Source organism: Acidisphaera sp. L21 (assembly GCF_009765685.1).
Lineage (GTDB): Bacteria > Pseudomonadota > Alphaproteobacteria > Acetobacterales > Acetobacteraceae > LMUY01.
On sequence record NZ_LMUY01000081.1, the window covers coordinates 13601 to 33961 of the forward strand.

General features: G+C 61.0%; 20 protein-coding genes. 10 read left to right on the plus strand and 10 right to left on the minus strand.

The genetic code is table 11. The features are described 5' to 3' along the window. Nucleotides 1-39 precede the first annotated feature (39 nt). Nucleotides 40-1350: an MFS transporter gene (locus tag GSQ76_RS16575; RefSeq protein ID WP_216851099.1), complete on the minus strand. Its 1311-nt coding sequence runs from the start codon at nt 1348-1350 to the stop codon at nt 40-42. 105 nt (nt 1351-1455) lie between these two features. Between GSQ76_RS16575 and GSQ76_RS16580 the strand changes: the two genes are divergently transcribed. From GSQ76_RS16580 to GSQ76_RS16595, 4 genes are all read left to right on the plus strand, one after another. Then, nucleotides 1456-2208 carry a FadR/GntR family transcriptional regulator gene (locus GSQ76_RS16580; protein ID WP_158745220.1) on the plus strand — a complete coding sequence of 251 codons (753 nt, stop codon included), beginning with the start codon at nt 1456-1458 and terminating at the stop codon, nt 2206-2208. Then, the gene (locus GSQ76_RS16585) at nt 2205-2885 is read left to right on the plus strand and encodes an RraA family protein (RefSeq protein WP_158745221.1); all 681 of its coding nucleotides are present in this window, start codon (nt 2205-2207) and stop codon (nt 2883-2885) included. Before GSQ76_RS16580 ends, GSQ76_RS16585 begins: the two co-directional genes overlap by 4 nt. 266 nt (nt 2886-3151) lie before the next feature. Next, on the plus strand, nt 3152-4237 hold the full coding sequence (locus tag GSQ76_RS16590; RefSeq protein ID WP_254070450.1) for an IS630 family transposase: 1086 nt from the start codon (nt 3152-3154) through the stop codon (nt 4235-4237). 270 nt (nt 4238-4507) lie between these two features. Beyond that, complete coding sequence (locus tag GSQ76_RS16595) at nt 4508-4705, plus strand: hypothetical protein (RefSeq protein ID WP_158745224.1); 198 nt, start codon at nt 4508-4510, stop codon at nt 4703-4705. A gap of 257 nt (nt 4706-4962) precedes the next feature. Here the strand turns inward: GSQ76_RS16595 and GSQ76_RS16600 are convergent, their stop codons facing one another. The 4 genes from GSQ76_RS16600 to GSQ76_RS32715 all read right to left on the minus strand — a co-directional run bounded on the left by GSQ76_RS16600 (nt 4963) and on the right by GSQ76_RS32715 (nt 7982). Then, a complete protein-coding gene (locus GSQ76_RS16600) occupies nt 4963-6111 on the minus strand; it encodes a PHB depolymerase family esterase (protein ID WP_158745226.1) in 1149 nt (382 codons plus the stop codon). 112 nt (nt 6112-6223) lie between these two features. Continuing rightward, nucleotides 6224-6772 carry a CopG family transcriptional regulator gene (locus tag GSQ76_RS16605; protein ID WP_158745227.1) on the minus strand — a complete coding sequence of 183 codons (549 nt, stop codon included), beginning with the start codon at nt 6770-6772 and terminating at the stop codon, nt 6224-6226. Between the two features lie 162 nt (nt 6773-6934). Next, on the minus strand, nt 6935-7465 hold the full coding sequence (locus GSQ76_RS32490) for a sensor histidine kinase KdpD (RefSeq protein WP_158745229.1): 531 nt from the start codon (nt 7463-7465) through the stop codon (nt 6935-6937). A 247-nt stretch (nt 7466-7712) separates the two neighbouring features. Next, a complete protein-coding gene (locus GSQ76_RS32715) occupies nt 7713-7982 on the minus strand; it encodes a TylF/MycF/NovP-related O-methyltransferase (RefSeq protein WP_158745327.1) in 270 nt (89 codons plus the stop codon). 1089 nt (nt 7983-9071) lie between these two features. Between GSQ76_RS32715 and GSQ76_RS16620 the strand changes: the two genes are divergently transcribed. After that, nucleotides 9072-9650, plus strand: a complete 579-nt coding sequence (locus GSQ76_RS16620) for a peptidylprolyl isomerase (protein WP_158745231.1) — start codon at nt 9072-9074, stop codon at nt 9648-9650. 179 nt (nt 9651-9829) lie between these two features. Here the strand turns inward: GSQ76_RS16620 and GSQ76_RS16625 are convergent, their stop codons facing one another. Beyond that, on the minus strand, nt 9830-9973 hold the full coding sequence (locus GSQ76_RS16625) for a hypothetical protein (protein ID WP_158745233.1): 144 nt from the start codon (nt 9971-9973) through the stop codon (nt 9830-9832). A gap of 640 nt (nt 9974-10613) precedes the next feature. On the opposite strand from GSQ76_RS16625, the gene GSQ76_RS16630 reads away from it, so the two are divergent. Beyond that, nucleotides 10614-11174, plus strand: coding sequence for a flavin reductase family protein (locus tag GSQ76_RS16630; RefSeq protein WP_158745234.1), 561 nt, complete (start codon nt 10614-10616; stop codon nt 11172-11174). A 315-nt stretch (nt 11175-11489) separates the two neighbouring features. Here the strand turns inward: GSQ76_RS16630 and GSQ76_RS16635 are convergent, their stop codons facing one another. Together GSQ76_RS16635 and GSQ76_RS16640 are read right to left on the minus strand one after the other, a co-directional pair. Beyond that, on the minus strand, nt 11490-11903 hold the full coding sequence (locus GSQ76_RS16635; protein WP_158745236.1) for a hypothetical protein: 414 nt from the start codon (nt 11901-11903) through the stop codon (nt 11490-11492). Then, nucleotides 11903-13090 carry a cupin domain-containing protein gene (locus GSQ76_RS16640; RefSeq protein WP_158745237.1) on the minus strand — a complete coding sequence of 396 codons (1188 nt, stop codon included), beginning with the start codon at nt 13088-13090 and terminating at the stop codon, nt 11903-11905. Before GSQ76_RS16640 ends, GSQ76_RS16635 begins: the two co-directional genes overlap by 1 nt. A gap of 272 nt (nt 13091-13362) precedes the next feature. Here GSQ76_RS16640 and GSQ76_RS16645 point away from each other — a divergent pair, with 272 nt between their 5' ends. After that, entirely contained in the window at nt 13363-13962 is a 600-nt protein-coding gene (locus GSQ76_RS16645; protein WP_158745239.1) for a LysE family translocator, read from the plus strand. 195 nt (nt 13963-14157) lie between these two features. Here GSQ76_RS16645 and GSQ76_RS16650 read toward each other — a convergent pair whose 3' ends face one another. After that, nucleotides 14158-14502 carry a hypothetical protein gene (locus GSQ76_RS16650; protein WP_158745241.1) on the minus strand — a complete coding sequence of 115 codons (345 nt, stop codon included), beginning with the start codon at nt 14500-14502 and terminating at the stop codon, nt 14158-14160. Between the two features lie 55 nt (nt 14503-14557). Next, nucleotides 14558-16243 (minus strand): hypothetical protein, encoded by a 1686-nt coding sequence (locus GSQ76_RS16655; RefSeq protein ID WP_158745242.1) that lies wholly within the window; start codon nt 16241-16243, stop codon nt 14558-14560. 1300 nt (nt 16244-17543) lie between these two features. Between GSQ76_RS16655 and GSQ76_RS16660 the strand changes: the two genes are divergently transcribed. From GSQ76_RS16660 to GSQ76_RS16670, 3 genes are all read left to right on the plus strand, one after another. After that, nucleotides 17544-18716, plus strand: coding sequence for a site-specific integrase (locus GSQ76_RS16660; protein WP_158745244.1), 1173 nt, complete (start codon nt 17544-17546; stop codon nt 18714-18716). Between the two features lie 7 nt (nt 18717-18723). Then, entirely contained in the window at nt 18724-19359 is a 636-nt protein-coding gene (locus GSQ76_RS16665) for a hypothetical protein (protein WP_158745246.1), read from the plus strand. Nucleotides 19360-19462: 103 nt separating this feature from the next. After that, a complete protein-coding gene (locus GSQ76_RS16670) occupies nt 19463-20209 on the plus strand; it encodes a ScpA family protein (RefSeq protein WP_158745247.1) in 747 nt (248 codons plus the stop codon). The last annotated feature ends 152 nt before the right edge of the window (nt 20210-20361 follow it).

Consider the following 20361-nt stretch of genomic DNA (forward strand, 5'->3'; position numbering starts at 1 on the left):
ATCAGCAGCTTGAGCATTGGCTGCCGCCGCGCGGTCGGTCTAAACGCCCTTTACCTCAAGTCTGGAAGGAGCGGGTGCAAGCCATACGCTGACGACTGTCACGACCTGACAGGCAACCAAATACCAGGCGACGAGCCACGGCTGCCCCGACGCCATGGCGACCAAGGCGCTCGCGATGAACGGGGTTGGCCCGGCAATCAGAACGCTGTTCATCTCCCTCGCAACGGCGATGCCAGTGTAGCGGTAGCGGGTTTCGAACAATTCGGACAGAAATGCGCCCTGGGCGCCTGACATGGCGCCAAAGCCAATGCCATAGCCTAGCATCATTGCGACGACCACGTTTGTGGTATCACCCGTCCCGAGCAGCATAAAAAACGGAAAGGCGAACAGCGCCACGAATACCGCCCCGCCAATGAACACAGGCTTGCGACCAATTCGGTCGGCCAAGATTCCAAAGAGCGGCGTCATGACCACGCCGGCCGCGGCCGCGGATAGCAGGGCCAGTAGCGCCACGTTGCGGCTGAGATGCAAAGTGTTGGCAATGTAGCCCAACGCGAAGGCATTCAGCACATAGGCGTTGGCATTGTGCCCTGTGACGGAAAAGAAACCCAGCACAACGTTGCGCCCCCGCTCCTGGAACACCTCGGCGAGTGGCAGCTTCGTGGCGGAGCGAAGCTTCTGCTGTTCTTGCTCGAAAGCAGGCGACTCCTGCAGCCGACTGCGGATGTAGAGGGATATCCCCACCACCACGATGCTTGCCAGGAAGGGAATACGCCAACCCCATGCCAGCATCTGCTCGTCAGTCAATACTGCGCCCAAGAGCGCGAGAATTCCGACCGCGAGGCCCAGCCCCACCGCGGTGCAGCCGTTTGGAATGGAGGTGTAGAAAGCTCGACTGCCGCGGGGCGTGTATTCGGCGATGTAGGTGATGGCGCCCGCTAGTTCCGCGCCGGCTCCGAACCCCTGCAGCAAGCGTAGTACCACCAGCAGGATTGGCGCCCATATCCCCATGGTGGCGTAACTGGGCAGCAGTCCGATCACGACGGTGCTGAAGCCCATCAGCGCCACAGTGAAGATCAACGCTGGCTTGCGGCCGATCCTGTCCCCGTAATGCGCTACAACGAAGCCGCCAAGCGGCCGCGCCAGGAACCCGACTGCAAATGTTGCGAAGGCTGCCAGTGAGCCAATGGTCGGGCTGACGTTGGGGAAATAGAGGCGGTTGATAAAAAGAGCAGCAGCCGCGCCGTAGAGCGCGAAATCATACCACTCCATAATCGTACCAACGGCGCTGGCGGCGACCACCGCGCGTGTGTCGCTGACCCGAACCGCGATCGTTTGTGTCTGCTCCAACGCACCCCCCACTGAATTTCGGCTTGTCCAGCGCCCTTGAAACAGACATAAACCTGTAAGACAGGTTTTGGCAATCAGGGTTGGTCATTAGGAGTGGGGTCCTTTTTGCAGCGCCAACCGGGCGAACTGATCGCATCCGAGCCGCCGCTCGACAGCCGCACGACCGCGGTGGCGGCCTATTTGCGAGGCTACATTGCAGACCGACGTCTGGGTCCGGGTGACGTGCTGCCGGGTGAGACTGAGGTTGGGCGTGCCTTGGGCATCAGCCGCCCTATCGTACGCGAGGCTTCCAGCCGGTTAGCAGCGCTGGGGCTGATCACAGTATCTGTGGGGCGGCGACCCCGCGTGGGAACGCTGAAGGGCGGCGTGGTGCGCCATGTTTTGCAGGGAGCCATCACCACGGGACAGGCCAACGTGCTCGACCTCTTGGGCTTACGCCGCGGGTTGGAGATTGAAATGGCTGGCCTTGCCGCCTCCCACAGCGGGGCCGGAGTGATGCTGGCGCTTCGAGAGACGCTGAGCGCCATGAAGGGCGTGCTGCAGCAAAGGGATGCGTATTCGACCCTCGATCTGCAGTTCCATAGCCTATTGGCTCAGGCCACAGGCAATCCGCTCTTTGCCCTGTTCATTGAGGACATGCATCTCGCCATGCTCGACTCCATTGCGGTCGGTCTGAGAAGCCGCGCAGGCAAGGCGGAGCTGGGCCGGGTACAAGCTGTGCACCAGATGATCCTAGACGCAGTGGCGGCAGGAGATGCTGCGGCGGCGCGGGCTGCCATGACCATCCATTTTGACGAGGCCGCGGATGCCGTGCGTCGGCAGGCGGCGTCCCACGAGCAAAGGAGAGAACCATCATGAACCAAGACGACGCCACTTTGTTTCAGACCGTGCGCGACACCCTGTTCACCGCTGTCATCGGCGATGTCATGGACGTGGCCGGGCTGACCCATCAATTCCTGCCGCCGCATATCCGAGCCTTGCGGCCGGAGATGGTGATCGTTGGCCGCGCCATGCCCGTGCTGGAGGCAGATTGCCATGGTCAAGACATTGGCCATACCGGCCAACCGGGTCCTTTTGGCCTGATGTTCGAGGCTTTGGACTCGTTGAAAGCAGGCGAGGTCTATGTCGCAGCGGGCGGCTCACCTCGATACGCCTTCTGGGGCGGCTTGATGAGCACGCGTGCGCTCACCCTCGGCGCGGCGGGTGCTGTGTTGGGCGGCTACCACAGGGATACGCGGGAGATCCTTGGATTGGGGCTGCCTGTGTTCTCAATGGGATCTTACGCCCAGGATCAGCGGGTACGCGGCCGAGTGGTGGATTACCGGTGTGCAGTTGAGTTCGACAACGGGGCCCAGGTTCATCCGGGCGACCTGATCGTCGGCGATGTCGATGGGGTACTTGTTGTCCCAAAGGCGCACGTGGGGGACATCATTCAAGAAGCCTTACGGAAGGTCGCCGGTGAGGCTGCCGTGCGAGGGATGATCGAAGCCGGAGAGACTACGCAGTCGATCTATGAAAAAACGGGAATCATGTGAAGCAGCGTTAAAACCCTAAATGGTGGCGGTCCCGCACCTCTTCTAGGCCGTTTAAGCCCTTATTGGCTTCGCTTCATTGAACCCGGCCAACAACGCCTCGGCCCGCACGAGCACGGATCTAGTACAGCGATTCCATGGAACCGACCAGTTGCGCCGGATTCCATAACCGGTTCAGATATTGTAATCTGGCCGGATCGCAACCGTGACGGCTGGGTAGGATGGCAGCACTTCGGCAGGTAGTTGGGATTTCGATCAAAGAGAGTGAATTGATCGAACTGGAAGCGATTGCGCGATCGCGCACGGAGTGCGCCTGTCGGGTTGAACGGGCGCGCATTCTCCTGGCTTATTGGGCCGACCCGTCGACCTACGCCGTGGGTCGATTGATCGGGGTCACTCATCAGACCGTGCAGCGTTGCGTCAGTCGCGCGGTACAGTTTGGCGTGATGGCGGCGCTCGATGACAGTCCGCGTCCTGGCCAAGAGCCGAAGATCACCGATGATGCCAAAGCATGGGTGGTGTCGCTGGCCTGCCAGAAGGCCAAAGACCTGGGATATCCGCACGAGCTTTGGACGACCCGACTGCTCGCGCGCCACGTGCGGGAGCATGCGCAAGCGGCCGGGTATGCGTGCTTGATGCGTCTTGCCCAGGGCACGGTCTGCAAGATCCTCGACGAGCACGACATCAAGCCACACAAGGTTCGCTATTATCTCCAGCGCCGCGACGAGGCGTTCGAGGAGAAGATGGCTGAAGTTCTCTGCGTTTACCGCGAGGTCAAAGTCCTGCGCGAGGACAAAACCGCCGGGCCGAATGTTGCGATCATCTCGTACGACGAGAAGCCCGGCATCCAGGCGATTGGCACCACCGCCCCTGATCTGCCGCCGCAGCCGGGATCTCATCCAGGTTGGTCGCGTGACCATGAATATAAGCGCCATGGCACGCTGAGCCTGCTTGCCGGGATCGATCTGCTGACGGGAGAGGTTCACGCCAGCGTTGAGAACCGCCATCGCTCGCGGGAGTTCGTCGGCTTTCTCGAGAGGCTCAATGCCGCCTATCCGACAGACACTGCCATCAAGCTGATCCTCGACAACCACTCCGCGCACATCTCAAAGGAGACCACGGCGTGGCTGGGAACTCAGCCGAAGGGCCGTTTCACCTTCGTGTTCACTCCAAAGCACGGCTCCTGGCTCAATCTGGTGGAGGGCTTCTTCTCCAAAATGGCGCGGTCGATGCTTCGCGGAATCCGCGTCGCATCGAAGGATGAGCTCAAGGAAGGGATCCTCGCCTATCTCGATGACCTCAACCGCGACCCCGTCGTCCATAGCTGGACCTATAAGATCAATGCGGTCGCGTGATACGAGTCGTTCCTCGGAAACGCCGTACTAGGTAGACCCGCCAGCGCGGCAGCCCTCAATCCATAGGATTGCCGGGTGCCGAGGCATGGCCAGTCGAGCGGGCGCCCAAGTGGGTTGGGCGACCGGGCACGCATGTGGGCGTGTGTTGGGTGGCGGCCTGACCTCCGCGGAACCATCCTTCCTCGCGGCTCGGACGGATCGACGGTGGGCCTCTGTGGTGGACCGATGGCACGCCTGACTTCAACCGCAGGATGGCGCGGACCACGCCTTATGCAGCTTGGTTTGCGAATTTTCTGCCCGTTGATGCTGCGGATGGCGGACCGCTGGCGCAACGCGGCGCCCGTTGACTTGCATCTGCTGCCCGAGGCTCCTCACGGCTTCATTCATTTCAGCCCCCGCATGGCCGCCGAAGTGCCAGCCGCCAGCCACGACTGGAGCCGGGGGCGGCTCAACGATACCGCCCACTGAAGGCCTACAGCTACCAAATCCTCTGCTCCGTCGAACACTCTTTCGATGCCACCGAATTCGACGAAGACAGTCGGGCCACCGACGAGCGTGGGCGCTAGAATTAGGTCAGGCATCATGGTCCCCGGTTTGCCCGATACGCCCCGGCGGGCAGTCCCAGGGCGAGTGCCACGGATAGGCCGCTGCCCCAGGCCGCCCCAGGTCAGCACCACCAGGAACGGCCCCTAATGACTGGGATCGCTGTTCTTCAATTGCGCTCCTTAGTTGGCGGCTGCCGTCTTGGGGTGTTCGAGGAAGAAGCGCACCATCTCACCCGTGGCATCCGGACCACGGGAGTCGGTGTAACTGCCCGCAGACGATCCCCCCGCCCAGGCATGCGACGCCCCGTGAATGGTCCACTGCTCCACGACGGGTTGACCGGCGGCGTCCCTGCAAACCGTTCTGGTGTAGCCGTGGCCGTTAACCGCGGTGCCCTTTTCAGATGAAGCGGCCAAACTGACACTTCCCTTCGCCTGCGCGGCCACGGCGGCTGCATTGCGGACGTTCACCGTCGTGTCCTTGTCGCCGTGGAACACGATGGCCGGAACGGTGGTGCGACGCCCGTTACCGGACCTGCCGGGCGCGCCTTCGCGCATGGCGGCAAAGGCCGACGGAATGTCGTGCGCCGAACCGCTAGCCAAGCCCGAATGGACGCCGATGGCGGCGTAGAGGTCCGGATAGGCTTCGCCCAGGATCGCGGCCATCGCACCGCCTGCCGACAGCCCCGCGACGTAGACACGCGAGGGATCGACTGCATGATGCCCCATGATCTGCCGAGAGATGCCCGCAATCTCCGCCGGCTCACCTCCGTCTCGGCGCTGATCTCCATCGACAAACCAATTCCAGCACTTCTGCATGTTGGAGGCGCTCGTCTGCTCGGGATAAGCCACCAGGAATTTGCTCGCCTCGGCGGCGTCGTTCATGCGGGTGCCCGAGGCGAAATCGTCCGGCGATTGGGTGCAGCCGTGCAGCATGACCACCAGCGGCGCAGGTACGTCCGCGCTGTGGCCGCTTGGCACGTAGAGCTTGTAACGGCGTGATCCGGTCGGCCCGGCGTAGGTCGCCCACTCGAATTGGGCGCCTTCGGGCACGACAACGTTGGCGGAGATCGATGTCCGCCCCTTGGGCCGCACCAAGTCCTTCAGAGACACCTTGCCCAGAAAGCTTGGCTTGAGGGTGGACGCATCAGGAGTCTGCGACTCACCGATGCGTTCGAAGGTTCCTTCGATGGTCGTGCCGACTTCGACCGAGGCCGAGGGGGTGGCGTTGCCGCCCATCATCCTTTGGATGGCGGCGGTTGCCTCCACCAAACGACCGCCTGCGGTGAGGCGAGTGGCTTCGCGCATCGTGTCGAGGATCGTGAAATTCATTGCATTCATCCTCGTTAGAGACCCGCTTGGGCATCTCCGTTTGGAACCGGTAACCGGCTTCCGTTTGTCGCACGAGGCCCCAAATGGGCCGCCTCGGAGTCGAGTGGGCACTTCAGCGCGTGCGGTCGGCGAGCGCCTTGCGAACCTCGGGACGTGCCTGCATCGCGCCCAGCACCTGGATGGAAGCGATGGTCTCAACGGCAAGGGCGGCATCGACGTCGTCGGCGATGGTCAGAAGACCCAGCACCTTCAACTCCAGCCGCTCACCCGCGTTCCGCACTTCCTCCAAAGTCCTCCGGTCCAGATGCCGCAGCCCGAGGTCTAGGCTGTGGCGGACGACGGACTGGCGGACGACCTCCGCATGCTTGTCGAGTTGATTTCGGATGGCCGTGCGGATTAGCTCGTCCCGGCTGGCGTAGATGCCCTCCGACACCAGCAGGTCGATATGGCCGAGATCCACATAAGGCACGTTGACCGCCAGCTTCTCCCCGAGATCCGCCTTAACCTTCCGGACAGAGGCAGAACGTCCCGCGAGGTCGGTTCGCCAACGCTTACGCGCCGCCTCCTGCGCAATCTCCCTTCGGCGTTCTGGGCTCAGAGCCTCGGCTCGCGCATGACCACCTGAGGCTCTTCCGAAGGTCGACTTGGCTTCGTCACTCATGGCCGTCTCCCTCTCACGAGGAAGCATATGCGCTCAAGTCAGCCGACTGCAAGCATAATGCTTGCGATTTAAACCGTCAATCCTGCCCATCCCGCTCACGCACATCGAAGATACCATTGTCGTTCTCGCAGAGTTCGCATGATTTGCGGCGGTTCGTGCGAGTCACGTTTGTACAGAAGGTTCGATTCCGAGAGGCATCCGGAAGGTGAATCGCGTTTCCCGGTCCGTCGATACGACACCGAGCGACCCGCCGTGGGCGACGGCGATCTGGTTGGAGATGTAAAGCCCGGGTCCCAGTCCCTGCGAACTCGCCCGGTGCTTGCCTCGCTTGAAAGGCTCGAAGATGCGAGCCAGCATGGCCTCTGGTATTCGACAACTAAATACGGCCTGCGGGGCTTCACCGAGGCGGTTCGCTCCGAGTTGGTCCACGAGCAGTCGGCTGTCCACGTCACGATGGTGCATCCGCCTTTGGTCAACGGACCATTCTACAGCCATACAGGCTCGGTCATGGAGAAGGCGCCGCGGCCGCCGCCGCCGGTCTACCAACCGGAGATCCTTGGGGAGGCCATTTATCTGGCGGGCACGGTAAGGTGCCGCGACTGGCGGGTTGGGGAGCAGACCACCGCCATTCGGGCTGCCAACCAGATCGCGCCCGGCGGGAAAATGCAACATCGGACAGCGCGGAGCGGACATACTGCTACATCCGACGGCGGTGTTGCCCGGATGAGAATGCTCGATTGTCGTTCACTGGGAAAGTGCTGGTTGGGGTCCGGGTCTACCGGCCACAATACTTGACCATAGCGGGCCGCTTTGTCGGCCAGAGAGACGACCATGGCCCAGTCAAGGGATGCCGTTTCGCCTTAGGGTATGTAGGCCATGTTCTTGTTGTTGAAGGCGGCATGCCGTGTGACAAATGAGCCACGGGCTCGCCGAATGGCGCTCAGCGCTTGACGAGCATGGCCTGGGACGTTGACAGCTCCAACGCCATTTCCGGCTTGTCGGCTAGGAACTCTTCAAAGGCACCTTTGACGCCATGCAGGTAGGAGTAATCGTGGGACAGGATGATGCCGCCTTGAACCATCCGTGGATAAAAGTATTCCAGGCAGGCGAGGGTGCTCGAGTGCAGGTCGACGTCGAGGTGCACAAACGAATAGGTGGTTTCCCGGCAGGTCTCCGCGGATTGCGGAAAGAGGCTTGGGTGGAAGCTGATGTTTCCCGGTCATCAAGGAAGGCCTGCACCAAGGACAGGCCTGCCGCATAGAGACCGGTCCGCAATCTCGCTTTCTCCGTGCTTCCCGGCTCCGGAAGCCCCTCGAACGTGTCGAAAAGGTGGAGGTCGACATTCTCGCTCGCCATGCTGATGATTTTGGCCGAGCAGCCTTGGTAGACGCCGAGCTCTGCCATTGATCCAGGCAGATTGGATTGAGCCCGTGCCATAGAAAATAGCGTGAATGCCTCATTGCCGCTGAGCAGGGACTCACGGCCCTGTCTTGCCGACCGAATGGCAACCAGTATGCGATTATCCTTGTGCCCGCTTAGGATCGCCAGTTCGAGCCGCGCCATGGCTCCCAAAGTCAGCTGGCGCAGCGTGCGGCTGGAAGCCATGAGGCGATGCAGCCAGACTGCTCCGAAGCCGGTTTCAGCCGGTGCGAAATCAAATGGCGCGACTTCCAACGCGCTTGCGTGCTGATTTTGAATGGCCGGCACCCCGCATATCCTCGGAGAAGCCCGGCGGACCGAACGCAAACGCCGGCAAAGCACCTTTGTTCCTAAAGATCACATCACAAGGTAAGTTAGCCGACGCGGCGATCGATCTGTAGCTTGGAGGGCGGTCCGTCCCACAAGCCGTCCCAGGAGACGGGAGAACTGTTCCAGGTGATGCCGTGGCCGCCGATCACGCCATAGACCTTTGCCTTTCTGGGCTTCGCTCGCTATCGGGGGTGGTCCCGGGACGGCCAGTTCATCAGAGCGATCGTCTGTCACGCAAACTAGCAGCGCTCCGCTAGAAAACGCGGCGGCGGGATGCACACGCCGCCGGCCGAACAGCACCTACGGTGTTCCAGCGCGCTGCGCGGCCATTACGGCCACTTCGACCTGCAGCCTAATTCGCGTTCCCTGAACGGGCTCCTGCAAGACGCACGGTGCATCTGGTCCAACTGCCTCGGCGGCGGAGAGCCAGAAGGCCCGGCGTGCGGGCTCGCATTCAAGCTTGAGTGCAGGTCGACACTTGACTCCGTGCGGAAGATTGCAGAGATGCCTCGCTCTGGCGAGCGTCGGGGCCTTTTTTGAGAGGTAATCCATGCCTGAAGCCTCGCGATGCCCTGAGGTTTACATCGTATCCGTCACGACGACGAAGGGCCGGTTTTTGATTGAGGCTCATCGAAATTGGTCAGCTCACGGCGCCCAGCGCTTATACAACCTCGCGAACGAGGGCTACTATAATGACTCGCGCTTTTTCCGCGTGGTTACCGGGAAATGGGCTCAATTTGGTATCGCGGGCGATCCCGCTACTGCACAACTCTGGCGAGACAACACAATACCTGACGATAAATTAATTCGACCAAACCATCGTGGCTTTGTCGCTTTTTCCAATACTGGGCCGGCGACACGTTCCACACAGATCTACATCAATCTCGGCGACAACTCGAGCCAAAACGATGGGGAGCCTGCTTTCGCGCCGTTTGGTCAAATTGTTTCCGGCATGGACGTCGTTGATAGCCTCTATGCAGGATACGGCGAGGCGTCAGGAAGTGGAATGCGTGCAGGTAGGCAAGATCCGCTCTTCGCTGGCGGTAACAGCTACCTCGATACCCATTACCCCAAACTGGACAAACTTCTCACGTTGCAGATCGAGGTTGCATCCGTGAATTTCGAATAGAAGCCCTAAGGAGGTGAGTAAGCACGGCATTTGGTTCCCAATAGGCATCCAACCTTGGTCCGGACGCAACCTTGCTGCGTTTCAGAGCTGATTTGCTGCGTCAGCAAGGGAATCGGGAACATGGCGCGTAGGTTCAACCCGAGGCCTTGATCTCACCAGGGGTGCTCATATAGCGTCGGCTAACGGTTCATCGTCGTTACGGCGGGCTGTGCGGCAGCAATTGTTGTGATCACTGCGCCAAACATGGCGGCTGCTTTCAGGCGCATGTCATCCCTCCGCGCCATGGCGACGGTGATATAGCAGCTTGCAAGCAGCGGCATCATCGTCCCTTGCATTTTTTCGTTGGAACCCAGGCATGTTTACGCCACGTAGAACTCTATAGTCCGCCGCTTTCGCACCGAGCCTCGCGTGACCAGACCGGCACAAAGATCTATGTTCGAGTTCGAACTGTGCCGCCCGAGGAAAGAACCATGACTAAAGCGCTGAAGATTGACTTCGTGTCCGACTTTGCCTGTCCCTGGTGTGCCATCGGCTTGCGCGGGTCGGAGATCGCTCTTGAGCAGATCGGCGATGTGGCCGAGCCCCACATAGCTTTCCATCCATTCGAACCTAATCCGGACATGCCGGCGGGCGGCCGCGCAACCGCCTTGACTACATCACAACTAAGTATGGGAGCTCAGCGGACGAGGCGCGTGCCAACCGTGAACGGATCAATGCACGTGCGGCCGAAGTCGGCTTCGCGAAGAGCGGCTCGGACGCCAGCCGCGCGTATCACACCTTCGACGCTCATTGGCTACTGGCCTGGGCTGAAGACAAAGGCGCTCACCGGGGTGCTGATTGAGGTAGAGTGGCGTGGCCGGATACCCAAAAGCTAGCTGAACTGGGACGATAACATTCCTCCGGTGGTCTCCAGAGTGGCTGCACCTATTTAATGGGCCGCCAGAGTTTGAATGGGACGAGACGATGGCGAAACACACAACCAAGATCGACCTGCCAGTATCGCAGATCCGTCGCTACCTGGAGCCGGGACCGATCGTGTTGGTTTCATCAGCGCACAACGGGACGCACAACATCATGACAATGGGTTGGCATACGGTGATGGAGTTTACGCCGTCTCTAATCGGCTGCGTCATCGCTGGAGGGATTCATAGCTTCGGACTGATTCGCAGGAGCGGGGAATGCGTGATCAATCTACCGACCACGGCGCTGACCGATACTGTCGTCGGGATTGGCAACACGACAGGCGCGGAGATCGACAAGTTTGAGCGCTTCGGGCTCACCGTCCAGGCGGCTGAGCGTGTCGAGGCGCCGCTGATCGCGGAGTGCTATGCCAACTTCGAGTGTCGGCTTGCGGAAGATACCCTGATCGATAAGTACAACTTCTTCATTTTTGAGGTAGTGAAGGCACATGTGGCCAAGTCGCCCAGGCACCCCGAGACTCTGCACTACACCGGCGACGGCGTGTTCATGGGGTTGGGCAAGATGATTAGCCGACGATCACGTTTCCGGCCTGGCATGCTGTAGCGAGCTGATTTCCGAACGATCGGACCGGACGGCGACGGCGCTCGCTGATTGACGTTCGGACTATCGGCGCCACTGGAGGCGATTTCGTCAGATCTCCCAAACGTCGATGAAGGCGCCCATGGCGATTACGAGCACCCGGGTGACGCCACCACGCGTGACGTCGCTCATGGGCCTACGGGACATTTTCCCTTGGCCTCGTTGTAAGCGGAGAATGCTACCGGACAACTTAAATGGAAGCCGGGTTAAGTCGGTCTGGAATTTCATCTGGATCCGGGTGACGTCACCCATTCTGTGCTAGCGTCCGGGATCTCTCACTCAGTGCATTACTTGCTCGACGGTGATGTGGTGTACAATTTCTTTGTGGCTGCTAAGAATGTATTCGATGAATTCGTCCTGCCCTACATAGCCAATTTCCGGCTTATAGATTTGATAACTGCGGGAGCGAGCGATTTCGCCGACAAGCGCCTTGCCGTGGGTGGGTGGAATTCTGAGCCGGCGTTTGTAAAGGTGTGCTTTCCCATCATTCTCTACACCACCACTCCACATACAAGCGCCACCTTCATTGCTGACGGTCATGTAAAGCTCTTCACGTTGCACCTTTGTCGCAGCCTCAAACATAACATGGCAAGTCTGCGCTGGAGAGATGTTGGCGGCTAGGTCGTCCAGTGCGTCCGGGCTATCCCATGGCATAGTGCCGCCTATAATCGCGACAACCACGAGAAAACGCATCAGGTTGGCTTTTGAACGGTTGCGCCAATTTGCTTGAATCTCGGTACGTCACCGATAGCCGTTCCAAGGTTGTTTGCAAGAAGGTGGCGGGGCGCCGCACTCAGCCAATCCGTCAACGTGGCGCCCTCGTAGTTGGGGCTATCCTGAACGCTGACCACCTCGCACGCGCCAGTGCCGGTGTTTTGCAGAAAATGGCCGCAATTTGCAGGGATGTAGCCGCAGTCTCCGACCATTAGGTTCGCTACTGCCATTCGTTTATCAGCGGCAAAAAGTGTCATACGCACTTGACCTTGTGCAACGTAGTGAAACTCGTTGCCACTGGGATGCCAGTGCAGCTGCTGCATGGCCCCAGGTTCGAGGCGATTGACTTGGCCTGTCATCGTCGTGCAAATCGGGAACTGCTGTCGACCCGCGAGGAATATGCTGCTCTTTCCGGACGAGGCCCAAGGTGGACCATCGATCAAACGATATCGATGAGTGCGGTCGGCGGATAGCAATTGCTCGGCACGGGCTTGCGGACTAGCGAGCGGGACGACGGGACCCTGCATGATGTAGGTCTCTCCAGTCGGGATCGCGCCCAATTCGCTTGGTGAGACGCCTAATGCCTGCGCGAGAGCCGCCGGCTCAACCCGGCTCATCCAGTCGCTGATCCCAAACGTGCCATGCTCTGAGTAGAGCCCATCGTCAAAGGCCAGCAGGGCGTGAAATGGCTTGTCGCCGAGCGCCTGGATGGCATGGGCATGACCGCGTGGAAAATACCATAGGTCGCCAAGGCCGAGATTGACCACCTCTGTCTCTCCAGCCGGATCCTGTGCCGTCACCTGGCAATTACCACCGAGCACGTAAGCCCACTCAGCGGAATTGTGCCAATGCATCTCTCGTGCGCCGCCCGGATTCAGAAAAAGATGGGCTAATGCAATGCCAGTTGCGATGGGCAGGGCGCGCGATGTGATTTCTCGCGCCCAGCCGCCGCTTGTCGCCTTTAACGCTGCCGTGTCGAGCGATGTTGTGAATTGGACCGGATCGCCTGACCGACGAGGGATCGTCTTGAGTCCATCCGCTGCGGGCGCAACATCAAAACCAGCCGCGTGGCCGTCCAGCGCCGCGGCACGGACGATAGGGGCGAGAAGGCCTCCAGCACTAAGAGTCGCGCCACCAATGAGCGTCCGTCGCGTCGATACAATCATGTCGAGTTCCTGCCCTTTAGAAGGCCTCTATCTACCAAGCAGGACAATGGTAGTACCATATCACGTTTCGTATCAATAACAAAAGGCATCACCTTCCGGTTCGAAAGTTCACCTACGGATCTTGCACGGCGTGCCGACACTCATCTAAGAGCCGCCCGATTCAGACGCAGTTTCTGAGCGGCCCTATTCCGTATGACCCCCGTCACAGTCTCCTCCGTTCGAATAGCCCAATCTGGCGTGATTGCCTGTGGAATGAAGCCAGGGAGATTTTGATGCTACCGCCGATCTTACACGGAGCCTTTCTCGGTCTTTCGATCGCTGCGCCATTTGGGCCGGTATCGCTGCTCTGCCTCCAACGCAGTCTCATGGGCCGCCCTTATCTCGGGCTCATCAGCGGCATCGGTGCGGCCACTGCGCACGGCGCTTTTGCAAGCATGGCGGTAGGCGGCGCGGATGTCATTGCCGACGCACTTTCGGCGTGGAAGACGCCAGTGCATCTTGTGTCAGCGGGAGTTCTCATGCTTCTGGGTGTTCGCCTTTTGTTGAAGAAGGCTGCCAGAAAGACGGATCCTCCAGCCGAGGCGCCTCATGCTGCCTATCTCTCTGGCTTGATGCTCGGTCTATCCAATCCGATGACGATCCTGCCTTATCTTGCAACGGCATCAACAATAGCGACTGATGCCGCTGGTCGGAGTGACAACGCGCTTCTGATGGTGCCTGGGGCAATCGTCGGGGCGGCGTTTTGGTACTCGGTGGTGTGCAGCGGCGCCTTGCTGCTTCGCCGCGGTCTCGCGGGTGCGATTACGCAGCACCTCAACCTCGGTGCCGGCGTCGCGTTGATGGGTTTTGGCGTCATCATAGGACTTGGATGATCATCGTGAGCCTATGACGACGAGGTGAAGCACCATAGAAAAGATTGGCTCTCGAGTAGAAAGTGCCTTAGCATCCGACGTGAAGTGGTTACCTGTGAGTGACGACTGCCCGTTTGTATGGAGCTTTCACTTGACGCTAGCCCGTTTTAGCCAGCCAAATTCTTCGAAAAACGCCGTGTTAGAGTGATGTGCAGGCTATGAATTTGCGATCCCTAACTCTTCCCGGATATGCGCGAATTTTGCCGGGTCAGCCAAGCGCCGGTCCGCCATCATCGCGGACAATTCAGCCAAGCCTGCTTCTGTAAAGAACAGCCTCGGTGGCCGTTTGGTGGTGTCCAACTCGAGTAGGCCTCGTTCAAGCATGGATTGAGCGGGTGGTGGCATCTTGGGCTCACCTGCGTGCGGTCCGCCGCGCCAGGTCTTGATCTGTATGCCCTCCGCGACTGTTGGGTATGTCGAAAAAAACATATCCAATTCTCTGCGAACGAACTCGCGCTCTTTGGGGTTCAAAGTCATTGTTGATGCCGGCGCCGTTGTCATGCATGCTACATAGCAGTTTTCTTGGCGATCGTCTCATGCCGCTGCGGCAGAGGGGCTATCGGAAGTCTCGGCTATTCGGCATTTTGACCTTCGTTTGGGCCGATCCAGGATTAGGCCGTCGTATCTCATCCGCGCGACTGAGCACAGCATCGCTCCAGCTTGGTGAAGGGTGGGCCGTGTTGAGTTGCCGCAGCAGATCCGTTCTGTCGATGAGACGTCGACAGATCAAATGCGTGATCGGCACCTCCGCACGCTCCGTTTCCCGCTCGATCTGGCCTTCGGCCACCATCAGCCTGGCACCGATCATCGCCGCTCGATCCCGCTGGCCGACATCCGTATAGACCACGAGGTTAGCCACCCCGAACTCGTCCTCCAGCGTGATGAAAACGATGCCTTTGGCCGTGCCCGGCCGCTGCCGCATCAAGACGAGGCCGGGCAACCGGATCGAGCTGCCGGGCTTGGCGCTGTTGAGGTGGTTGGTGTCGTGGTAACCGAGCGCCGCCAAAGCAGGGCGTAGCAAGGCGAGCGGGTGTTGGCGCAAGGATAATCCCGTCGCCGCGTAATCCAGCACCACGGACTGCCCATTAGCCTCGACGGGAAGGGCTGGGGCAGGCTCCCGGATCAGCCCCGCCTCGCCGAGGGCATTTCCGGCCAACTGCAACAGTGGCGGGATGTTGTGCTCGATGGCCTTGGCATCCCACATCGCATCGCGCCGGCTAGCGCCCAGGCTGGCAAATGCGTCCGCCTCGGCAAGGGCTTCCATTGCCTTGCGGCTGACACAGGTGCGTCGTGCCACCTCCTCGACGGAACCATAAGGCGAACCGTTGCCCGACCGCCGTGTCTTGACGATCAGGCGGCCGTCCTCCTCCGCCAGCCCCGACGCCAGCCGCAATCCAAGCCGTAATGCGTGCTTATCAGCGCTCCGGACCTCAGGTTCCAGTGTGCTGTCCCAATCGCTGGCGTTGATGTCGAGCGGCCGCACCAGAACGTCGTGCTTCTTGGCGTCGCCGACGATCTGCGCCGGCGCGTAGAACCCCATGGGCTGGCTGTTGAGCAGCGCCGCCGCGAACACCGCTGGGTGGTGGCATTTCAGCCAGGAGGACGCATAAGCAAGATGGGCAAAGCTCGCGGCGTGGCTCTCTGGAAAACCATAGGAGCCGAACCCCTCGATCTGCTTGAACACGCGCTCAGCCAATTCGGGGTCATAGCCCCGCCGGACCATGCCGCCCACCAGACGTTCATGGTACATGCCAACGCCCTGCGTGTGCTTGAAGGTCGCCATCGCCCGGCGGAGTTGATCCGCCTCATTGGGCGTGAAACCCGCCGCGACGATCGCTACCCGCATGGCTTGTTCCTGGAAAAACGGTACCCCGAGCGTGCGCCCAAGCACCTTCTTCAGCTCGTCCGGATCGCCAAACTCAGGTGAGGGCTGCGGATAGACCGGCTCTTCCTGACCCCAGCGACGGCGGAGATAGGGGTGCACCATATCGCCCTGGATTGGGCCAGGGCGAATGATCGCGACCTGAACGACCAGGTCATAAAACACGCTGGGACGCAGCCGCGGCAGCATGGCCATCTGCGCCCGGCTTTCAACCTGGAACGTCCCGAGTGAGTCGGCCCGACGGAGCATGGCGTAGGTGTCTTCGCAATCCTGGGGCATTACAAGAACCCTCATTCCGCTGGACGGGGCAATCGACTTGATAAAAGGCCTACCGGAACGGCATTTTCCCAATTCCAACATGCCCTAAACAAGCCACTTTGTCGCAGAACTTCCTTTGGTTGGCTCCACAGGGTGTTAGCAACCACCCGCCAAATCGGCCTTATACCAAGGCTCTTTGATTAGAACCCATCAGACGGTCCTCAGTCTGCCTTGGCGCACCTGATATCGCTGGGCTAGCCGCCGTGAGCTGAGCGGTTGTGATCAATGAGACCTGGTATTAGCTCTATTACAAGAGCCCTCACTTCGGATAGTCTATGCAGCCTTCCGCAACACGACACATATCTCCCGGTGTGTAACAGTCGCTGAACTGTAACCACGAGCTAGGGCAACACCACCTCAGTAGCGTTTGAGGGATCTTGTAATTCCGCGCTGCAATGGTCGAACTGGAATGCCATTGGAATTCTAAAGCTGACTTGTTCCTCGGAGAGGGCGATACCCTGCCCTGAGAACGACGATTTCTCCCCGGAGTTTGTGGCCCGGTGAGAGCCCGTTCGGCAGGCTAGCAATTCCAGCCTCTCTCTCGCGGACCATTCAAGTTACTCGGTCTGGTGCGTGCACCGCACGCATACGGGTGTGGCTCGGTTCGTTGTCGTCTATGTAGACAAACCGCGGTCCTGTCGTATCAGGCGGTCCGCACAGCTTCCGCATCGGGGCGTTCCTGAAATTGCGAGGCTCGTGCATCGGATCGTAGCCGTGATCATCATCGTAAATGCGATAATCTGCAATCAGTTATCATGAGCATAGCTATAAGCAAATAGCCAGGGCCAACAAGTAAAACAGTCTCCATAAGCCCCATTATCAAGACCTCGTAGGTGCAAATGGCCAGTTGCCACAATTGCCAGGCCTCTGGCAGGGTGTTTCCGGGCCGGATGGTGGCATTTTGAGCGCGCCGAAGGCCTGTCATGCGTGGGGTCAGTGTCGTTCATGGGTCGATGCCAACAGAAAACTGGACGTGATTACAGAGGGTTAGCTCCGCAGGTGTTCCTTCACCCAAAGCGGTTGCCGGATGCGCTTGGGCCTGCTTCCGACAACCTATTTTTGTCTCCGGGCTCGATTGTCGATGAACCGGCCGGCTGTCAGGCGTCGACCCTCGCTCCGAGGGACCAGCGGACGGCAAATTGGCTCGGGTCCGAGCACCTGGGGTCCGCCGCGTGGGGACGCACGGGGGAGATCACCGGCACACTGACCCGTGGGACCCAACCCGTATCGTGGCGTCATGGCCGTCACCGGTGTGCTTTCATGCGGAGAGTGCCAGGCCGGTACAAGATGGCAGAGGCGCCCCGGCGTCTGGACGTCCTGCCATGCGCAGGTTCGGTCGGGCATGACGGACGACAATCCTCTGGCGCGCGATGACGCTTCGGACGCACCCGCGAGCAGCCAAGCCTCCGCGCTCGCGATCGTGGGCCGAATGGCGCCAGCATCACCCGCGTCGGCAGAGATGCTGTCGCTGCTGTCGGGACCACTTGGGCAGGCCATCGAGACCGCCGCCACGTTTGCGGATGGCCGTTTGGCGGCCTCGACCAAACGGGCCTACGAACGCGACTGGCGTGGCTTCGCCGCTTGGTGCCGGACCCAGAAAGTCGACCCGGCGGCCTTGCCGGTGCATCCGGTGTTGGTCGCCGCCTATCTCGCCAGCCTGGTGCCGGCGCTCGGCAAGAGCGGATTGCAGGCGCGGCTCGCCGCCATCGCCCACCACCATCACGAGAAGGGCCATCTGTGGAGCGCGCGCCACCCGGCTATCACCGGCACCCTACAAGGCATCCTGCGCCAACACGGCAAGCCGATCCGCCCCTCCGCCGCCCTGACCTCAACGGAAATCCGCCAACTCCTCGGCAGTTGCGGCGGTGAGCCTGGAGGCGCTGCTGGTTCCACGACCCCCGCGGGCTTCGCAAGCCCTGGCGGCCTCACAGGTCCTGCGGGTTCCACGAACCCTGGGGGCTCCACGAGCCTGGCGGGGGTGCGGGATCGCGCCTTGTTTCTCACCGGCTTCGCCGGCGCCTTGCGCCGTTCGGAGCTGGTGGCAATCGACCGGGAGCACCTGAAGTTTCTCGATGTGGGGCTTACCATCCACATTCCGCGCAGCAAGCGCGACCAGGAAGGGCAGGGGGCCGATATCACCATTCCCTGGATGCGCGGCGAGGACACTTGTCCGGTGAAGGCGATGGAGCGCTGGCTGAAGCGCGCCGGCATCACCCATGGTGCGGTGTTTCGCGGCGTCACGGCGTGGGGCACGTTGGAGAACCGCCTGACGGCGGATGGCGTCCGGAAGATCCTGGTGCGCCGCGCCGCGCTGGCCGGGTTGACCGTTGATCCGCGCGAGCGCCTGTCACCGCATGGTCTGCGGGCCGGCTTCATCACCGAGGCGTATCTGGCCGCCGCCCCCGACGAGCAGGTGATGGCACACACCCGGCAGAAGGATGTTTCAACCATGCGCGGCTACCGGCGCCGGGCGAAGATCACCGGTGAGAACCCGGCCCGGTTGCTAGATTTGTGAGGTTAGGGTGAGCGATTATGCGCAAGGTGCCCGCGGTATCGCTCCCGAGGCAGCGACGCGCAACGATCCCCTTGCACTGACGAGTACGGATTGGCTGCGGCACAACCTGATCGTGACCGGATCGGCGGACGCGGTCACGTCGTTCCGAACAGCGGCGTCCGGTGCGAGCGCCATTCCGTGGGTTTCTCCCGACCTCGATCTTCTCGAGGAGGACCGGGTGATGGCTCTGGTCCACCCGCCGGATGGCTCGGCGGGGCTCAGCCTGGCCGGAGCTCGGGCGCTTGCGGGGCAGATCCGCAGCGCCATCGAGGTCAATCAGCAGCGTGCCGCCGCCGCAATCGGCCGCGTTCGAAGCTGCCCCTTTGACCTGCACGCATTGCTGCCGGTGCCGGATCGCATTCTGCATCTCGGGCCAGACGATCCGGCCAGCATCGCCTGGCTTCGCACCCACTGGGGCGTGGTGCAGGCCCTTCGGCATGTGCGGCTGAAGACGGGCGGCGACGACCGCCGCCTTCGGCGCTCAGCTCGCGTCGAATTTGAATTTTGGTCGCCTGACTGGACGCCATGGTCTGCCATCCAGGCCGTGCGCCGCCGCTGGCCCGCTTTGGTGTTCGACATCCGGCCGGATTACGGCGGTGAGTGACGGACTAACGGACGGGGAGGGACGGGAGGGGGAGGTTGCCGAGGGGTCTGCTGATCCCGTCTGGGATGACTGGGATAATCCGCCCTGGGTGCCGGAGATGCCGGTGCTTCATCTCGACGGATTCGACGGCCCGATGGACCTTTTGCTGGATCTCACCGAGCGGCAGCGGATCGACTTTGGCCGCATGTCCGTCCGCGACTTGGCCGAGCAGTTCGTGGCCGCCATGGAGCGCCTTGCTGGCCGGGTGTCGCTGGAGCGGCGGGCGGATTGGCTGGTGTTGGCCACGCGACTGGTGCTGCTGCGGTCGCGGCTGTTGTTTCCGGCCAGCCCGGAAGCGGCGATCGAGGCCGAGAAGGAAGCCGGCATCGAGGTCAGGCGCCTCGAGGAGATGGTCTTCGTGCGGGCGGCGGCGTCCTGGCTGACGGCACGGCCACGGCTTGGGATTGATGTTTTCAGCCGGCCGGCGACGACGGTGCCTTCGCGGGAGGGCGGCTACGTCGCGCTGATGGAGGCGTGTCTGGTCGTACTGCGGGGCAGGGGAGGGCGGCCGGAGGAGGCGCTGGTCTATCGGCAGGTTGTTCCGGACCTTTGGCGCGTCTCGAACGCGTTGGCACGGATAAGGTTGACGTTGGTGGACCATCCCGAGGGTGGCGAACTTCGCCGCTTCTTGCCGATTATCGCGGCCGACGTTGCTGATCGGGCCCTTAAAGCGAGGGCTGCGGTCGCGAGCACGCTGCTAGCGGGCCTTGAGCTTGCGCGAGAAGGCGTCCTCGCGATCGATCAGGAAAGCGACTTTGGACTCGTGCGGCTCATTGCTGGACGACAGAAAGAGGAGCTTGCAGCGGGTTAATTCCGGCAGATGACCATCAATGCATCAGCCTGACGCCCGACATCACTGCCGGTTGGATCTTTAGACCATCGCTTTCCGCCAGAATCTGGCCGAAGGTGGCCTAGCGTTCCTTAGGTAAGGCAAGGAGATCACGTTCAGTTCCAGTGCTTCGC